Annotated in this window: 17 protein-coding genes; 10 read left to right on the forward strand and 7 right to left on the reverse strand. The window is 60.0% G+C overall.

Translation table 11 applies throughout. The features are described 5' to 3' along the window. Positions 1-90: 90 nt before the first annotated feature. The 4 genes from QOL84_RS06130 to QOL84_RS06145 all read left to right on the forward strand — a co-directional run bounded on the left by QOL84_RS06130 (position 91) and on the right by QOL84_RS06145 (position 5,073). Complete coding sequence (locus QOL84_RS06130; RefSeq protein ID WP_283436578.1) at positions 91-273, forward strand: DUF6026 family protein; 183 nt, start codon at positions 91-93, stop codon at positions 271-273. 199 nt (positions 274-472) lie between these two features. Continuing rightward, a complete protein-coding gene (locus tag QOL84_RS06135) occupies positions 473-2,221 on the forward strand; it encodes a phosphoethanolamine transferase CptA (protein ID WP_129393586.1) in 1,749 nt (582 codons plus the stop codon). Between the two features lie 246 nt (positions 2,222-2,467). Then, on the forward strand, positions 2,468-4,714 hold the full coding sequence (locus QOL84_RS06140; RefSeq protein ID WP_129393584.1) for a TonB-dependent siderophore receptor: 2,247 nt from the start codon (positions 2,468-2,470) through the stop codon (positions 4,712-4,714). A gap of 149 nt (positions 4,715-4,863) precedes the next feature. After that, the gene (locus QOL84_RS06145; protein ID WP_129393582.1) at positions 4,864-5,073 is read left to right on the forward strand and encodes a hypothetical protein; all 210 of its coding nucleotides are present in this window, start codon (positions 4,864-4,866) and stop codon (positions 5,071-5,073) included. Positions 5,074-5,156: 83 nt separating this feature from the next. Here QOL84_RS06145 and QOL84_RS06150 read toward each other — a convergent pair whose 3' ends face one another. The 3 genes from QOL84_RS06150 to zapE form a co-directional block, all read right to left on the reverse strand. Next, a complete protein-coding gene (locus QOL84_RS06150) occupies positions 5,157-5,654 on the reverse strand; it encodes a GNAT family N-acetyltransferase (RefSeq protein WP_129393580.1) in 498 nt (165 codons plus the stop codon). Positions 5,655-5,799: 145 nt separating this feature from the next. After that, on the reverse strand, positions 5,800-6,381 hold the full coding sequence (locus tag QOL84_RS06155) for a DinB family protein (RefSeq protein WP_283436579.1): 582 nt from the start codon (positions 6,379-6,381) through the stop codon (positions 5,800-5,802). A 17-nt stretch (positions 6,382-6,398) separates the two neighbouring features. After that, complete coding sequence (gene zapE / locus QOL84_RS06160) at positions 6,399-7,517, reverse strand: cell division protein ZapE (RefSeq protein ID WP_283436580.1); 1,119 nt, start codon at positions 7,515-7,517, stop codon at positions 6,399-6,401. A 210-nt stretch (positions 7,518-7,727) separates the two neighbouring features. Between zapE and QOL84_RS06165 the strand changes: the two genes are divergently transcribed. Next, on the forward strand, positions 7,728-8,780 hold the full coding sequence (locus tag QOL84_RS06165) for an aldo/keto reductase (RefSeq protein ID WP_283436581.1): 1,053 nt from the start codon (positions 7,728-7,730) through the stop codon (positions 8,778-8,780). Positions 8,781-8,885: 105 nt separating this feature from the next. Here QOL84_RS06165 and speB read toward each other — a convergent pair whose 3' ends face one another. Together speB and QOL84_RS06175 are read right to left on the reverse strand one after the other, a co-directional pair. After that, a complete protein-coding gene (gene speB, locus QOL84_RS06170) occupies positions 8,886-9,845 on the reverse strand; it encodes an agmatinase (RefSeq protein ID WP_283436582.1) in 960 nt (319 codons plus the stop codon). 18 nt (positions 9,846-9,863) lie between these two features. Next, positions 9,864-10,955, reverse strand: a complete 1,092-nt coding sequence (locus QOL84_RS06175) for a polyamine ABC transporter substrate-binding protein (RefSeq protein WP_283436583.1) — start codon at positions 10,953-10,955, stop codon at positions 9,864-9,866. 99 nt (positions 10,956-11,054) lie between these two features. Between QOL84_RS06175 and QOL84_RS06180 the strand changes: the two genes are divergently transcribed. From QOL84_RS06180 to QOL84_RS06190, 3 genes are all read left to right on the forward strand, one after another. After that, entirely contained in the window at positions 11,055-11,954 is a 900-nt protein-coding gene (locus QOL84_RS06180; RefSeq protein WP_283436584.1) for a LysR family transcriptional regulator, read from the forward strand. 214 nt (positions 11,955-12,168) lie between these two features. After that, the gene (locus tag QOL84_RS06185; RefSeq protein WP_283436585.1) at positions 12,169-13,635 is read left to right on the forward strand and encodes a nucleobase:cation symporter-2 family protein; all 1,467 of its coding nucleotides are present in this window, start codon (positions 12,169-12,171) and stop codon (positions 13,633-13,635) included. A gap of 66 nt (positions 13,636-13,701) precedes the next feature. Then, positions 13,702-14,175: an LEA/WHy family protein gene (locus tag QOL84_RS06190; protein ID WP_129393566.1), complete on the forward strand. Its 474-nt coding sequence runs from the start codon at positions 13,702-13,704 to the stop codon at positions 14,173-14,175. Positions 14,176-14,355: 180 nt separating this feature from the next. Here QOL84_RS06190 and QOL84_RS06195 read toward each other — a convergent pair whose 3' ends face one another. Then, on the reverse strand, positions 14,356-15,279 hold the full coding sequence (locus tag QOL84_RS06195) for a carbon-nitrogen hydrolase family protein (protein ID WP_283436586.1): 924 nt from the start codon (positions 15,277-15,279) through the stop codon (positions 14,356-14,358). Between the two features lie 84 nt (positions 15,280-15,363). On the opposite strand from QOL84_RS06195, the gene QOL84_RS06200 reads away from it, so the two are divergent. Continuing rightward, positions 15,364-16,272, forward strand: a complete 909-nt coding sequence (locus tag QOL84_RS06200) for a LysR family transcriptional regulator (RefSeq protein WP_283436587.1) — start codon at positions 15,364-15,366, stop codon at positions 16,270-16,272. Between the two features lie 6 nt (positions 16,273-16,278). Here the strand turns inward: QOL84_RS06200 and QOL84_RS06205 are convergent, their stop codons facing one another. Next, positions 16,279-16,533: a hypothetical protein gene (locus QOL84_RS06205; RefSeq protein WP_007917411.1), complete on the reverse strand. Its 255-nt coding sequence runs from the start codon at positions 16,531-16,533 to the stop codon at positions 16,279-16,281. A gap of 154 nt (positions 16,534-16,687) precedes the next feature. Here QOL84_RS06205 and QOL84_RS06210 point away from each other — a divergent pair, with 154 nt between their 5' ends. Next, a complete protein-coding gene (locus QOL84_RS06210; protein ID WP_016982860.1) occupies positions 16,688-17,005 on the forward strand; it encodes an ElaB/YgaM/YqjD family protein in 318 nt (105 codons plus the stop codon). The last annotated feature ends 16 nt before the right edge of the window (positions 17,006-17,021 follow it).

The following is a 17,021-nucleotide window of genomic DNA, read 5'->3' on the forward strand; positions in this document are numbered from 1 at the left end:
AAAAGAAATCAAAATTGGCGCCGATAGTAAGTCAGCACCGCAAAAGCGCGGGCTATTTACAGTTGATGCACGCCATTTGCGAGGTGAGCAATGGGCACAGTACACACAGCAATGCCGCCACAAACCCTGTACGTGACAATCCGTCGCGATGAATTGCGCCAGTTGAAAGACGAGCGCGACCAACTCAAGCAGGAGCTGGCGCAATTGCGCGCGTTGACTCAGGGCGTTCAGCCCAAGCCTCTGCCGGTTGTCCAGCGCCACCCGCACGCCTGATTTCCCCGCCTGTTTCGGGGGCGACCTGTGTCGTTCCCGACATGATCCTGCCCTTTCGGTAACCCGCAACTAACAAAGTTTTCACATTCGCTTGGCGATACTCCGGCGCATTCTGGCCGGGCGTACGCGTTCGGCCTCCGTTCGTCGGTTTCATGGAAGCGTTCCGGCGGTGGTTGTGACGATCGAGCTGGAGTGCTGAATGGCATTGTTCAAACGCAGCAAAACGACTGCGACAGGTTTCGACTGGGCCGGTGTTCTCTGGCTGTTCGCTTTTTTCTGGTACTTCTCGGGTATTACCCAACTGCTGATCCAGCTGACCGGGACCTCCGGTTTCACCGGGTTCCGCCAGGCGTTCGTGATGAGCGCGATCTGGCTGGCACCGATGCTGCTGTTTCCCAAGCGCACCAAACTGCTCGCGGCGATCATCGGCGTGGTGTTGTGGGCCTGTTCCATGGCCAGCCTGGGTTATTTCTTCATCTATCAGCAGGAATTCTCTCAGAGCGTGATCTTCATCATGTTCGAGTCGAACATCTCTGAAGCCGGCGAGTACATGACCCAGTACTTTGCCTGGTGGATGGTGCCGGCGTTCCTCGCACACACGCTGTTCTCGTATTTCCTGTGGACTCGCCTGCGTCCGGTGTACATGCCCCGTGGCCGCGCGTTCGTGGCAGCGCTGGCCATCGTTATCGCGGTGGTCGGTTATCCGCTGGTCAAGCAAACGATGCGCACCGGCAGTTTCGCCGGCGGTTTCGAGAAGTTCGAAACCCGTATCGAACCGGCCGTGCCGTGGCAGATGGCCGTGGCCTATCACCGTTACCTCGACACCCTCGCCGAAATGCAGGGCATGCTGCACAGCGCGAGCAAGATCCCGCCGCTGCACAATCTCAAGGATGCCGGCGCCAATCAGCCTGCGACTTTGGTGCTGGTGATCGGTGAATCGACCAACCGCCAACGCATGAGCCTTTACGGTTATCCGCGCAAGACCACGCCGGAACTCGACAAGCTCAAGGATCAACTGGCGGTGTTCGACAACGTCATCACCCCGCGCCCGTATACGATCGAAGCGTTGCAGCAAGTGCTGACCTTTGCCGATGAAGAAAGTCCGGATCTGTACCTGTCGACGCCGTCGCTGGTCAGCATGATGAAACAGGCGGGTTACAAGACCTTCTGGATCACCAACCAGCAGACCATGACCAAGCGCAACACCATGCTCACGACGTTCTCCGAGCAGGCTGACGAGCAGGTCTACCTGAACAACAACCGCAACCAGAACGCCGCGCAGTACGACGGCGACGTGATCGAGCCGTTCAGCAAAGCCCTGGCCGATGCCGCGCCACGCAAGTTGATCGTCGTGCATCTGCTCGGCACGCACATGAGCTATCAGTACCGTTATCCGCCGAGCTTCGACAAGTTCCAGGACCGCGAAGGCGTACCGCCTGCCCTGCGCGATGATCAGGTGCCAACCTACAACAGCTACGACAACGCCGTGCTGTACAACGACTTCGTGGTGTCGAGCCTGATCAAGGATTACGCCAAGTCTGATCCGAACGGCTTCCTGCTGTACCTCTCGGATCACGGCGAAGACGTCTTCGATTCGGTTGGCCACAAAACCCTGGGGCGCAACGAAAACAAACCGACCGCGCCGATGTACACCATCCCGTTCATGGCCTGGGCATCGCCGAAGTGGAAGGAAAACCACAATTGGAACTTCGCCGGTGATCTGGGGCGGCCTTACAGCAGCTCGCACCTGATCCACACCTGGGCCGACATGGCCGGCCTCAGCTTCGATGAACTCGATCGCAGCAAGAGCCTGGTCAGCGACAGCTTCAAGCCGCGTCCATTGATGATCGGCAACCCTTACGAGCGTGAGCAAAGGGCATTGATCGACTTCAGCCTGATGAAGCCGAAAAAACCTGATCCGGCGGTCGCAGCCACCGCCGAGCAGTAAAACCAAGGGGCCAGTCACTGGCCCCTTTTTATTGCACACCGCCGACCGGTAGGAGCTGCCGCAGGCTGCGATCCTTTGATCTTGCCCCTGAAAAAACAGGATCAAAAGATCGCAGCCTGCGGCAGCTCCTACCGGTTCGGACACACCTTCAAATAATAATATTTCTCGTTTGATACTAAATCGCAGATTCTCGCTTCGTCTTTGAACAAACGGATTTTTTCCCTCGAAGACAAGGAGTCGGCTGCGATGTTCGCGCCCATCACCCGTTCCATGACCCTCACGCTTGGCCTGTGCAGCGCTGCTTTCAGCGCCGAACTGCTGGCTGAAAACACCGCTGAACAACCGCCCGAACCCGCCAGCTCCGCGCTGGAACTGGCTTCGACCAGCGTCACCGCGCAAGGCCTGGGCAACACCACTGAAAACACCGAGGCCTACACCACCGGCGCGATGAGCACCGCGACACGGATGAACCTGTCGATCAAGGAAACCCCGCAATCGGTGTCGGTGGTCACCCGCCAGCAGATGGATGATTTCAAACTCGGTACATTGTCCGAAGCCATGCGCCAGACCACCGGCATTGTCGTGCAACATCTCGATTCCGATCGGGTCGACTATTCCTCGCGCGGCTATTCGATCAACAATTTCCAGATTGACGGGATGCTCAACACCTTCGATCGGATGAAGTCCGATTCCGACACCATCATCTACGACCGCATCGAAGTGGTCCGCGGCGCGACGGGATTGACCACCGGTGCAGGTGACCCCTCGGCGACCATCAACATGGTGCGCAAACGACCAACCGCCCAGTTACAGGCGCTGGCCGGGGTCAGCGGCGGCAGCTACGACGATTACTACAGCTACGTCGACGTCGGTGGCCCGCTGGCCTTCGACGGCCGCTTGCGCGGGCGCACGGTGCTGGCTTACCGCGACAGCCAGTCGATCCGCGACAAGTACGCACTGCAACGCGAAGTCGGCTACGGCATTCTCGAAGCCGACCTGACCGAATCCACCGTGCTGGCCGTCGGTTACGACTATCAGGACAAACACGTGCAAGGCAGTTCCTGGGGCACCGTGCCGTACTGGAATGCCGATGGCAGCAAGGCCGGACTCGGTCGCTCGACCAACATGGCGACCTCATGGAGTTCCTGGCCGCTGCGCGACAAGACCGCTTTCGCCACGCTCGACCAGCAATTGGCGGCGGGCTGGCACTTGAAAGCCGCGTATACCCATCGCAACAGTGACAGCGACGGCAAGACTTACTACGGCGGTGGCGGCTTCCCCGAAGCTGATCGTAGCGGCATGAGCGCCTACATGGGCCACATGATCGGCGAACAGAGCATGAAGGCCTATGACTTCAACATCTCCGGCCCCTACTCGCTGCTCGGTCGCGAACACGAACTGATGTTTGGCTACGGCGAGGCCGAACGCCGCGCCGATTCGCCCTACGCCTACGACGGCCCGCGCGCAGCGGATTACGAAAACATCCGTGACTGGAAGTACATGGGCGACATCGGCAAATTCCCTGACACCGTCACTGGCCTGAGCGGCTCCAAGGGCAAGACCCGGCAAAAGGCTGGTTACCTGGCAACACGCCTGAATTTCACCGAGCAACTACATGCCGTGATCGGCAGCCGCTACGGCAGTTGGGAAGAATCCAGCCGCGACAGCTACTACGACAGTCAGCTGCAGTTGACCAAGGTTGATGCCACCAGCCAGAGCCAGAATGACGTATGGACACCTTACGCCGGCCTGCTCTACGACCTGACACCGGAATACACCGCGTACGTCAGCTACACCGATATCTTCAAACCGCAGAGCAATCGCGACAGCAGTCGCAACTACCTCGATCCGGTCGTGGGCAGCAATTACGAGTTGGGTCTCAAGGGCAGCTTGCTCGAGGAGCGTCTGAATCTGTCGACAGCATTGTTCTGGAGCAAACAGGACAACGTCGCCGAAGTCGACGATTCGGTCGCCCCGGATCCGGTTACCGGCGAGGAGTTCTACAAGAGCGGCGGCAAGGGCAACAAGGTCAACGGCTTCGAAGCCGAGGTCTCGGGCGAGATCCTCAATGGCTGGAACATGACCGCCGGTTACACCTACACCCACTCGGCCGATGGCGAAAAGCAACGCAGCAACACCAACCAGCCACTGAACATGTTGCGGTTGTCCACCGCCTATCGCTTGCCGGGCCACTGGAACGCCCTGACCGTGGGCGGTGCGGTGAATTGGCAAAGCGATGTCTACGGCACCGCCAACCGTCCGGTCGGGCGCGGCGCCAATGGCCGGATCCTCACCGAACGTACGCGAATCAATCAGGACGCCTACACCGTGGTCAACCTGATGTCGCGCTATGAATTCGACAAGCACCTGTCGGCGTCGCTGAACGTCGACAACCTGTTCGACAAGAAATATTACGACAACGTCGGCTTCTACAACGGCGTGTACTGGGGCGATCCACGCACGGTGACATTGAGCCTGGACTGGAAGCTCTGATCCCTTCAACACACCGCTAACCCTGTGGAGAGGGGCAAACCCCCTCACCACAAGGTGCACTTAACCCCGAGTTAATTACGCGAGGAGAAAATCTCCCCCGAGATCTGCTTCATGGACGAACGGCTCCGACTTGTTCAGTAGGAGGCACCATGAAAATCACTACCGCAATCCTTACCGCACTACTTGCCCTCGGCTCCGCCAGCGCTTTCGCTGAAGGCGGCGCCGAACGCATGCGTTATTACTACGACAACTTCCCGGTTCACCACGCGCAGAGCGAGCAAACGAGTGACGCTCAGGCGAAGGAAATCCGCGTACCCGCCGACCAGACGGCGCAAGTGACCGAGTCTTATCGCAACTGAGTTTATCGAGCAACCGATGCACCTTCCGTGGCTCCGCTCTGGCCCGGAAGAGACAGTTGGGCGCCCTGTCCGGGCGCCTTTTTTTATGCCTGCAGATTCTTGATCCAGAACAGCATCTGCCCGTGATCCGGGTTGAACATGCCCGGGGCGAAGCCGAATTTGCGGTAGGCGTTCTGTGCCACGTCGTTACCTTCGAGGACTTCCAGGGTGATCTTGCAGCAGCCGCGCTGACGGGCAATCTCCTCGACCTTACGGAGCATCTTCTGGCTCAGCCCAAGCCCGCGAAACTTGCTCACCACTGCCACGTCATGCACGTTGACCAGCGGCTTGCAGGCAAACGTCGAAAAACCTTCAAAGCAGTTCACCAGCCCCGCCGGTTCACCCCCCACGAATGCCAGCACGCTGAAGGCATACGGTCGGCGAGCCAGTTCTTCGGGCACCCGGCGCAGCAATTCAGGGTCGATCGGCTGGCCGCCCCCCATGGGATCTTCGGCATAGTGATTGAGCACCACGCCAATGGCCTCGGCGTGCACCGGATTGCTATAGCTGGCTTGAAGCACAAGAATCTCTGCGGAATCCATTTCCATCCCCGAACACACAAATACCCCGGCGCGCAAAGTGCGCACTGAAAGGCAGCTCGACCTTAGCGCGCCGCCAGCCGTGGCGACAACCCTGGAGGGGCAATTCCCATGCAGGAGCCGCCGAAGGCTGCGATCTCTTGATCTATCAATGCCCCCAGATCAACTCTTCCGTCCATCCCAATTCAGCGAAATCCGCAGCCCGCAACCCAGCCTCCCCCGCGCAGAAGAACTCGTCCAGTTGCGGCGGTTGCACCCGCGTATCACTGAGCATCGCGTGCACCTGGCCACGATGATGGATCTGGTGCTCGAACAGATGCGAGAGCATGCGCAGACGGCTGTCGTGTTGCGGCGTGTCGCGGGCGATGGTGACGATCCGTCCCAGGCTGTCATCGCGCAACTGCTCGCAATAGGCGATCAGCCGTCGATCGACATGGGCCTGCTCTGCGCGCAACGGACTGGCCTCGATGAACGGCTCGTCCAGATTGAAAAACACGTAGCAGTCAGGATGCGGTTCGTCACCACGCAGTTCCCGTTCCAGTGCGTCAACGTAGAACCAGTCGCAGGTCAGAACATGATTGAGGGTCAAGCGAATGCTGGGGAAGAAACTCACCCGTTGCGCTGCCAGCTCAGCGTCATCGAGCTGCGTCCAGGCCTTGGCCAGGCGATGATTGGCCCAGGCATTTTGATAGGCCATGGTCAGCAGATGATGGGATAGCGGCTGGGTCATGTCTGCGCCCTCTTCACTCAAGCTTCGGCAAAGCGCTGCAACTGCATCTCCTGCAAACGACTGAGGGTGCGGCGGAACGGGAATTCCAGATAACCCTCGGTATACAGCGCAGGCATCGGCACTTGTGCCTCGATGTACAGCGGCACCTTGCGGTCGTAGCACTCATCGACCAGCGCAATGAACCGGCGCACGCCATCGTCGTGCACTGACAACTGCGGCAGCTCGCGATCCCCGGCGATCACACGCTCAGCACCGTCTTCAGTGCCGCGAGCAATCCGCCCCTCGCGTTTCTGCGCGCTGAGATTGGGCACGTCGCTCATCAGGATAGCCCGGTAGGTATCGCACAGCGCGATGAAATCCATGGCGGCAAAGGGTTGTTCGCACAGATCAGCGTAGCGACACCACAGCACCGATTCACTGGCCCGCACCACGTTGAGTGTCCGATGGCCGACCGGCACTGGTTCGCAGCTGGAGGCCTGCCCTTGTGTCAGCGTCCGGAATACCTCATCCAGGGCGCTGGGCGAGTCCGGCGCGGCGACAAAGAAGCGTTGCTCGATGGCCCCCGGATGCAAACGATGATCCTCGGCGCCATTGACCGCAACAACTTGCATATGCGCCTTGATTGCCGCGATTGCCGGGGTAAAGCGGTCGCGATTGAAACCATCGGCGTACAGCTCGTCCGGCGGCAGATTCGAGGTGCAGACCACGACGACGCCTTCGTCGAACATCACCTGAAACAAGCGGCCAAGAATGATCGCGTCGCCGATGTCGTTGACGAACAGTTCATCGAAACACAGCACTCGCACTTCAGCCGCCAGCTCCTTGGCCAGCGCCCGCAATGGATCGGCGATGCCGGTCAACTGGAATGAGCGTTGGTGCACCCAGCCCATGAAATGATGAAAGTGTTGACGCCGCGCCGGCACCCGCAGGGTCTGATAGAACTGATCCATCAGCCAGGTCTTGCCGCGCCCGACCGGCCCCCACAAATACACACCGCTGACCGAGCGGGCACCGGCATGCAAGGCTTCGTGGCATTTTTGCAACGCCCAGACGGCGTGCTCCTGGGCTTCATCCTGGATGAAGCCCTTGTGCTCGATGGCATGCTGCCAGGCGCTGAGGGGAGAGTCGAAAGTCATGCGCGGCAGTATGCCACGATGCTCACCGGGAGGTATCCAGCCGCGCGATTTTCCCCCTGCTCGTTGGATCGGAATGTATAGCGCAACTGTGCCGAACTTCCGGGACTGACCGTTGAGCGACAAGCGTCTTGACAGTGAATATTACCAGCATCATATTGGCGTCATATTTCACTCGTAATTTTCAAACCGTTTTTCATCGAGGACGTCGCTATGCATTATAAGGTTTTTGGTCGTAAAACCGGCTTGCGCGTTTCGGAACTGGCGCTCGGCGCGGGCAACTTCGGCACCGGTTGGGGTCACGGCGCCGAGCGCGATGAAGCCAAGCGCATCTTTGATGGCTATCTCGAGGCCGGGGGCAACTTCATTGATACCGCTAATGGCTATCAGGGCGGGCAATCGGAATCGATGCTCAGCGAATTCATTGCCACGGAACGTGATCGTCTGGTGATCGCCACTAAATACAGCATGGGGACTACACCGGCAGACGGTATTTCACACACCGGCAACAGCCGTAAAAACATGGTGCGCGCCGTCGAAGAGAGTCTGAAACGCCTGAACACCGATCACATCGATCTGTTCTGGGCCCATATCAGCGATGGCGTGACGCCGATGGAAGAAATCCTGCGCGGCTTTGATGACCTGGTTCGTGCTGGGAAAATTCACTACGCCGGACTGTCGAATTTCCCGGCATGGCGCATAGCCCGCGCCGACCTGCTCGCGGAGATACGCGGGTTCGCGCCGATTGCCGCGATTCAGGTCGAATACAGCCTGGCCGAACGCAGCGCCGAGCGCGAGTTGCTGCCCATGGCGGAAGCTCTCGGTTTGGCGGCCACGCTCTGGTCACCACTGGGCGGCGGCTTCCTCACCGGAAAATATCGCAACAGCGACGACAACAACCGCGCGGCCAAACTGGGCATGCTGGTGCATGCCGAAAAGAGCGCCCGGGAAACCGCCCTCCTCGACACCCTGCTTGCTGTCGCAGTCGAACTCGACACCAGCCCGACCCACGTCGCCATTGCCTGGCTCCGGGAAAAAGCCAAACGTTCAAGCACCGCACTGATCCCGATCCTCGGCTCCCGCACCCGCGAACAATTCGATGCAACCCTGGGTGCACTCGATGTGCAGTTGAGCGACGCGCAACTGGCCCGGCTTGACGGCATCAGCAGCGTGCCGGCGGGTGTGCCGCACGAGACGATTGTCAGCTCGGCACCGCGTTATACCGCTTCTTCGATGCTGGATTTGCCAAAGATTCCAGTGGCGTGAGGCGGCAGAGATTTGCTCGCGAGGGCGACGGGTCAGTAGAACATGTGCTGGCTGATCCGGCGCTATCGCGAGCAGGCTCACTCCTACAGGGGTATGCGCTGAGTGTTAGAGGTCGACTTTGTGCCTGGCTGCATAAAGGCAGAGCATTTCCATGGCCAGGGTGGCGGCGGCCAGCGAGGTGACGTCGGCGTGATCGTAGGCCGGAGCGACTTCGACGACGTCCATGCCGACCAGGTTGATCCCACGCAAGCCACCGAGAATTTCCAGCGCCTGCACCGTGCTCAAGCCGCCGCATACCGGCGTACCGGTGCCAGGCGCAAAGGCCGGATCGAGGCAGTCGATATCGAAAGTCAGGTACACCGGGTTATCGCCGACCCGCGCGCGAATCGCTTCGACAATCGCCTCGCAGCCACGCCGGTGCACTTGTCGCGCATCGAGCACCTGAAAGCCCATGTGATCATCATTGGTGGTGCGCAGGCCGATCTGCACTGAGCGCGCCGGATCAACCAGCCCTTCCCGCGCGGCATGCCAGAACATGGTGCCGTGATCGACACGTTTGCCCTCCTCGTCCGGCCAGGTGTCGCTGTGCGCATCGAAATGGATCAGTGACAGCGTGCCATGTTTGCGCGCATGGGCCTTGAGCAGCGGGTAACTGATGAAGTGGTCGCCGCCAAAGGTGAGCATGGCGCTACCGGATTCAAGAATCCGCCCGGCATGCGCCTCGATGCTCTCCGGGATGGTCTGCGGCGAACCGTAATCGAAGTCGCAATCGCCGTAATCGACCACCGCCAGATGATCGAACGGATCGAACGCCCACGGCCAGTGGCGCTCCCAGGCAATCCCGGTGGACGCCGCGCGAATCCCGCGTGGCCCGAAGCGTGCACCCGGACGATTGCTGGTGGCGGTGTCGAACGGCACGCCGCTGACGGCCACGTCGACTCCGCGCAAATCGCGGCTGTAGCGACGGCGCATGAAACTGGTAATGCCGGCGTAGGTGCTTTCGGCGGCAGTGCCGTAGAGGCTGTCGCGCGTCATCGCCTGATCGTTTTGCATTGGCACGTCCATCTCGGCGCGCTCCTTTGGTTATTGATGGCTACGGAAAGTGGTCCACAGACGGGTGCGCTGACGCATGTCCTTGAGGCTCATGCTGCGGTCCGCGTAGAGCCGGTCGCGCACCTCGGCCGGTGGGTAGATGTCCGGATCGTTGCGCACCGCCTCATCCACCAGCGGTGTCGCGGCCTGGTTGGCGGTGGCAAAAAACAGCGTATTGGTCAGCTCGGCCACCGAATCGGCGCGCAACATGAATTCGATGAACGCCCGCGCGGCCTCGAGGTGTGGCGCGTCCTTGGGAATCGCCAGATTGTCCTGCCAGATCAGCGTGCCTTCCCTTGGAATGCGATACGCCACTTCGAACGGCTTGTTGGCCTTGCGCGCCTGATCGGCGGCCATGCTCGCGTCACCGTTGTAGGTCAGCGCCAGGCACACGTTGCCGCTGGCCAGATCATTGATCTGTCGCCCGGTGGCGACGTAGAGCACCGACGGCTGGAGTTTCTGCAACAACGCTTCGGCGGCGGCGAGATCGTTCTTGTCGGTGCTATAGGGATCTTTGCCGAGGTAGTGCAGCGCGAGGCCGATGACCTCTTGCGGCGAATCGAGAATCGCAATCCCGCAGTCCTTGAGCTTGCTGGCGTATTCGGGCTTGAACAGCAGATCAAGGCTGTTCAGCGGCACATCGGGCAGACGCTGCTTCACTGCTTCAACATTCATGCCCAGGCCCAAAGTGCCCCAGGTGTACGGCACGCCATAACGGTTGCCGGGATCGACGGCGGCGAGTTTTTCCAGCAAGTCCGGATCCAGATTGGCGTAGCCCTTGAGTCCCTCATGAGGGATTTCCTTCAAGGCCCCCGCCGCCAAACCGCGCGCCAGCACACTGGACGACGGCACCACCACGTCGTAACCGCTGCCGCCAGTGAGCAGTTTGGTTTCCAGTACCTCGGAGGTGTCAAAGGTGTCGTAACGCACGTGAATGCCGGTTTCCTGCTCGAAACGCTGCAAGGTTTGCGGCGGCACGTAATCGGCCCAGCTATAGAGATTGAGGGTTTTGTCCTCGGCCTGAGCATTGATGACCACGGACAACAACAGCGCGGGGAAACACAGCTTGAACACGGGAGCCATGACGAACACCTGACCGAAGGAAGTGGTGGCAGAATGCGCCGTCGCATACATTAGAAAAATAGCTGAATAATTATCCTGACTTTACCCCGGAGTAATGTGATGCTCGGTCAGCTCCACGATGTTGATTTGCAGTTGTTGCGCCTGTTTGTCCGCGTGGTCGAGTCCGGTGGCTTTAGTGCGGCGCAGGGTGATCTGGGCCTGAGCCAATCGAGCATCAGCCAGCAAATGGCCAAACTCGAAACCCGTCTCGGCTATCGTTTGTGCAGCCGTGGCAAGGCTGGTTTCAGCGTCACGCCGAAGGGCGAGCAGTTGCTGCTGGCGGCGCGCAGCCTGTTTGAATCGATCGAAATATTCCGCCATCAATCCAACGGCGTGGCCGGGCGTCTGATCGGCGAAGTGCGCCTGGGCATTTCCGAGGCGGTCGAGCCATCGGTATTGCAACGCGTCGCCGAGGCGATCCGGCGATTTCGCGAGCGTGACGAGTCGGTCCGTATCGAGTTGATCAGCGCGATGCCCGGCGAGATGGAGCGCCTGCTTCTGCAACAGCGACTCGACCTGGCCATCGGTTATTTTTCGCAGGTGCAAAGCGCGTTCGACTATCGCCAGTTGTTCAGTGAGACCCAGCATTTGTATTGCGCGCCGGGGCATCCACTGTTTACCGACGCAGCGCCCAGCGATGAAGCGTTGCAGGCGTGCGACCGGGTTGATCATCCGTATCGCTTCCTGCGCAGCGACGAGCCGTTTCAGGGCAAGCTGTGTTCGGCGCGCTCGGAGCAGGTCGAGGGCACGCTGGCGTTTATTCTCTCCGGCAGACACGTCGGCTACCTGCCTGATCACTATGCGCGCAGCTGGCAGGCGAAAGGTCTGCTGCGGCCGGTGCGTGAGGGTGAGTTGAGTTTCGAGGTGGCGTTTCATCTGGCCCGGCATCGGGCGCAGGTGCCGGGTGACGCGCAAAAAGCCTTCGAACAGGACTTATTGGCTGCCTTCAAACCTGTGTAGGAGCTGCCGGAGGCTGCGATCTTTTGATCTTGATCCAAAAAAACAAAATCAAAAGATCGCAGCCTTCGGCAGCTCCTACAGAATCGGTTCAGCTCCTCACCCCAATAAAACCTGACCTTTCAGGCAATTATTGCTCGTTGCCCTCGCTGCCCTCTTCCGGCATCCTGCGCCTCCATTTTCTGACCCGGCCCCGCCTCGCGGCGCGCAAATCACCATGACCGCCTCTGAAAAAGTCCCGCGCAACAACGATCTGATCTACGGCCTCAACGACCGTCCGCACCTGACTGCCACCGTGTTTGCCGCGCTGCAACACGTATTGGCCAGCTTCGTCGGCATCATCACCCCGACCCTGATCATGGGCGGCGCCCTCGGCCTGCACAGCGAAATCCCCTACCTGATCAGTATGGCGCTGTTCGTCTCCGGCCTCGGCACGTTCGTTCAGGCCAAACGTTTCGGCCCGGTCGGTTCGGGGTTGCTGTGCCTGCAAGGCACCAGTTTTTCCTTTATCAGCGTGATTCTCAGCGCCGGCTTCATGGTCAAGGCCCGTGGCGGCGGTACCGATGAGATTCTTTCGACAATCTTCGGTGTGTGCTTCTTCGCCGCCTTCATCGAAGTGGTGCTCAGCCAATTCATCGGCAAACTGCGCATGCTGATCACCCCGGTGGTGACCGGCACCATCATCACCTTGATGGGCCTGTCGCTGATCAAAGTGGCGATGACCGACATTGCCGGCGGTTTTGGCGCAGCGGATCTCGGTGCATCCGGTCATCTGTTTCTCGCCGCACTGGTGATTGGCACGATTGTGGTGCTGAACCGCGTCGACGTGCCGTTCCTGCGCCTGGGCGCAATCGTTATAGGCCTGACCCTCGGTTACGTGGTCGCCTGGATGATGGGCACCGTGGATTTCGCCTCGATGCCCGAGGTGCCGCTGGTCAGCGTGCCGGTGCCGTTCAAATACGGTTTCAATTTCGACTGGGTAGCCTTCGTCCCGGTTGCGGTGATTTTCCTCGTGTCGCCGCTGGAGGCTGCGGGCGACCTGACGGCCAACTCGATGATCTCGCGGCAACCGGTCAAAGGCCCGCTGTACATTCGCCGCATCAAGTCCGGCCTGCTTGCAGACGGTCTCAACTCGGCCATGGCGGCCGTGTTCAACAGCATGCCAATGGTGACCTTCGCGCAGAACAACGGCGTGATTCAGCTAACCGGTGTGGCCAGCCGCTACGTCGCCTTCTTCATCGCCGGCCTGTTGGTGCTGCTGGGCCTGTTCCCAATGATCGGTGCGGTGTTGCAACTGATGCCAAAACCGGTGCTCGGTGGCGCCGAACTGGTGATGTTCGGCACCGTCGCCGTCGCCGGTATCAAGATCCTCGCGGAGGCCGGTCTGCATCGACGCAACATGCTCATCGTCGCCATTTCGCTGGGCATGGGCCTGGGCATTGCGGCGGTACCGGAAGTCCTGCGTGAGCTGCCGCAAGCGCTACGCAACATTTTCGAATCGCCGATCACCGTCGGTGCGTTGTGCGCTATCGTGCTGAACATCTTCCTGCCGGAAGAATTCATCGAGCTGGAAGAAGACGATTTCGATCCGGAAGCTTCTATTCTTCAGGTCATGGAAAACCCGGAGATGCCGGCCAAAGCTGAACCTGCCCGACCGGCGGCTGTCGCACAGTTGAACCGTTAACGTCCAGCCTGTTTAGAAAGGGCTGCACCGGCAACGGTTCAGCCCTTTTTAGTTGAGAGACCGTTTATGCGCCGCCTCCACGCCGTCATTCTGTCAGTACTGCTGTTGTCGCTCAGCGCCTGCGCGCTGTTTCCCGATCGTGATCCGGTGAACATCAACGTAGTCGGGCTCGAACCCCTGCCGAGCCAGGATCTGGAAGTGCGTTTCGCGATCAAGATTCGTGTGCAGAACCCTAATGAAACCGCGATCGACTACACCGGCATTGCCCTGGATCTGGAGGTCAACGGTCATTCACTGGCATCCGGTGTCAGCGACCAGGGCGGCTCGATCGGGCGTTTCTCGGAAACCATCGTCAGCGTCCCGGTCAGCGTTTCGGCGTTCTCGGTACTGCGCCAGACACTCGGCCTGAGCCAGACGCAAACCCTCGATAACCTGCCATACGTGCTACGCGGCAAACTCGCCGGTGGCGTGTTCGGCACCATGCGTTTTGTCGACAGCGGCACCCTGAGCCTGCCCAAGGCGACTGCCGCGACCTGGTAAACATGCCGCAGTCTCCCCAAGAATGGCTGCATCGCCGCTAAACCCTACCCCTGCGGCTGCATCGCCGCTAAACCCTCACCCTGAGCTGCCGCAGGCTGCGATCTTTTGATCCTGTTTTTACAATCAAGATCAAAAGATCGCAGCCTGCGGCAGCTCCTACAGGGTGGTGCGGGTTGGCGATCAGGTGTTGAAGCGTACGCCGGGTTTCGCGCGCTCATCCACAGTTAACTCGAACACGTCCGGCCGCGCATAGTGCCCCACCACGTCGTAGTCATACCGCGCCCGCACCAGTTCATCGGTGTCGATCTCGGCGGTCAACAGTCCGGCCTCGCCGCGCAACGGTCCTGCCAGCACATCGCCCATCGGCCCGACGATCACGCTGCCGCCAGCAATCAATGGCCGATCCGCCGGCCAATTGGCTATCTCCAGCCCCAACTCGTTTGGCGATGCCTGCACCTGGCACGCACTGACCACAAAGCAGCGCCCTTCATGTGCAATGTGCCGCATGCTGACTTGCCACATCTCGCGCTCATCCACAGTCGGCGCACACCACACTTCAATACCTTTGGCGTACATCGCCGTGCGCAGCAACGGCATCATGTTTTCCCAGCAGACCACCGCGCCAAGTTTGCCGACCTGGCTGTCGAGCACCGGCAAGGTCGAGCCGTCGCCCTTGCCCCAGATCAGTCGTTCGGTGCCGGTTGGCATCAATTTGCGGTGTTTGCCGAGCAATCCGGCTTGCGGGTCGAAATACAGCACCGTGCAATACAAGGTGCTGCCTGCCCGCTCGATGACTCCGATCACCAGATTGGCGCCAGTGCGTGCGGACAAACCGGCCAGCGCTGCGGTTTCCGCGCCCGGCACATCGATGGCATTGGCGAAGTAACGCGCATAGGCCTCACGCCCCTCAGGCAGTCGATAGCCCAATTGCGTGCCGAAACTTTCGCCTTTCGGATAACCGCCGAGCACGGCTTCCGGCATCACCACCAGCGCCGCGCCGGCTTCGATGATTGCGTTTTCCCAAGCGAGAATTTGTTCCAGGGTTTCGCCTTTGCCGCCGGGCAAGGCGCCGATCTGCAGGGCAGCAACAATTGACTTGGGCATCGCGATCACTCCATCAGGTTCAGAGGTTGCTGATTCTCCGGCGCCAAGGGATCATGAATAAAGCCCCGATCACTGCTGAATGATATGAGCCAAATGAATATCGCCAACGTCGACCTCAATCTGCTGAAAGTCTTCGAAGCCCTGCACGAGGAATCGAGCGCAAGCCGCGCGGCCCTGCGTCTGAACGTGACTCAATCGGCGGTCAGCGCGGCGTTGCGTCGATTGCGCGAGGTCTATGGCGATCAGTTGTTCGTGCGTACCGGCCGTGGCTTGGCGCCGACACTCAAGGCCAATCAACTGAAACCGGTGGTCAGCGAGGCGCTGGACAAATGCCGGCAAAGCCTGGCCATGGTCGACCCGGCGGCCAATCAGTACGAAGGCCGTTCGGTGACGGTCGGCCTGTCGGATGATTTTGAAATTGCCTACGGCCGACGCTTGATCGAAGAAATCGCCCGCAGTGCGCCGAAACTGCGGCTGATCTTCCGGCAGACCCACAGCCAGATCGTCGCGCGGGCGCTGATGGAGCGCAGTATTGACCTGGCGATCACCGCTGGCGGCTTTGCCGAACGCCTGCTCAGTCGGCAGGTCTTGGGGGAAGGCGGTTATGCCTGTCTGGTCGATCCGGCAAGCCTTGCACCGGGCCAGCAGCACATTACGCTGGAGGAGTTTGTCGCGCGCGAACACCTGCTGGTGTCGTCCGGCGGCTTTATCGGCATCACCGATGAAGGCCTCGCGGCGCTGGGCCTAAGCCGCCGGGTATGCGCCTCGACCACGCATTTCGCGGCGTTGCCCTACCTGCTCATCGGCAGTCAGGCTGTGGCGACGATCCCGACGCACGCCGCCGAGCGTATCGCTGCGCTCAGCGGCCTGACACTGCTGCCCTGCCCGCTGGATTTGCCGCGCTACCCGATCGAACTGGGTTGGCGGACCAGTACGCAGATCGATCCTGTGGTGGTCAAAGTGCGTGAGGCGATCGCCGCCAGCTTCAGGTAAAAAACCTTACTTGTTCGCCGCCATCAGCCGGTTGACTTCACTGCGCACCATATTGGCAAACTCCGGCGGCGACATGCCGTCCAGCTCCGCACGCACCCACTCGGCCCACTTGCCTTTACGCTTGCCGCGCTCGCCGAACAACCGCGCAGCCTCACCTTTGGCTTTGCCCAGATTGTTCTGCCAGAGTTCGAACAGACGGGATTTCTCGTCTTCCAGCGCCGCGCGCTCTGCGAGGGATTTGTCGGCCAGATTGAAACTCATGGGGAATTATCCTGCTGCGTAAAATGGCGACATCTTACACGCTCGACGGAAATCTCCTGCGCAGGTTTTTATTCCTGACCTAAATTCAGTGCAACTTTTTACGCAGCGCCACACTCCATTGATCACTGTCCATTCACCTGCAAGGAGTCACCCAATGGCCCGGAAATCCGCCGTTCAAGCCGCCGAAGACCAAATCAAGGATCAGGCCTTCAGCGAACTTCAGGCTCTGATCGAAGAGTCGGACAAACTGCTCAAGAGCAGCGCATCGCTGGTCGGTGAAGAAGCGGAAACCCTGCGCGGGCAAATCGCCCTGAAACTGCAGCAAGCGCTGGATTCGGTCTCCAGCGTACGCGATCGCACCAAGCCGGCCGTCGACGCAACCGAGAGCTACATTGGCGGTCATCCATGGCAAACCGTGGCAATTTCCGCAGGCTTCGGCCTCGTGGTCGGGTTGTTGCTCGGTCGTCGTTGAAACATCGCGAGCATGT

It is taken from the genome of Pseudomonas helmanticensis (assembly GCF_900182985.1).
GTDB lineage: Bacteria > Pseudomonadota > Gammaproteobacteria > Pseudomonadales > Pseudomonadaceae > Aquipseudomonas > Aquipseudomonas helmanticensis.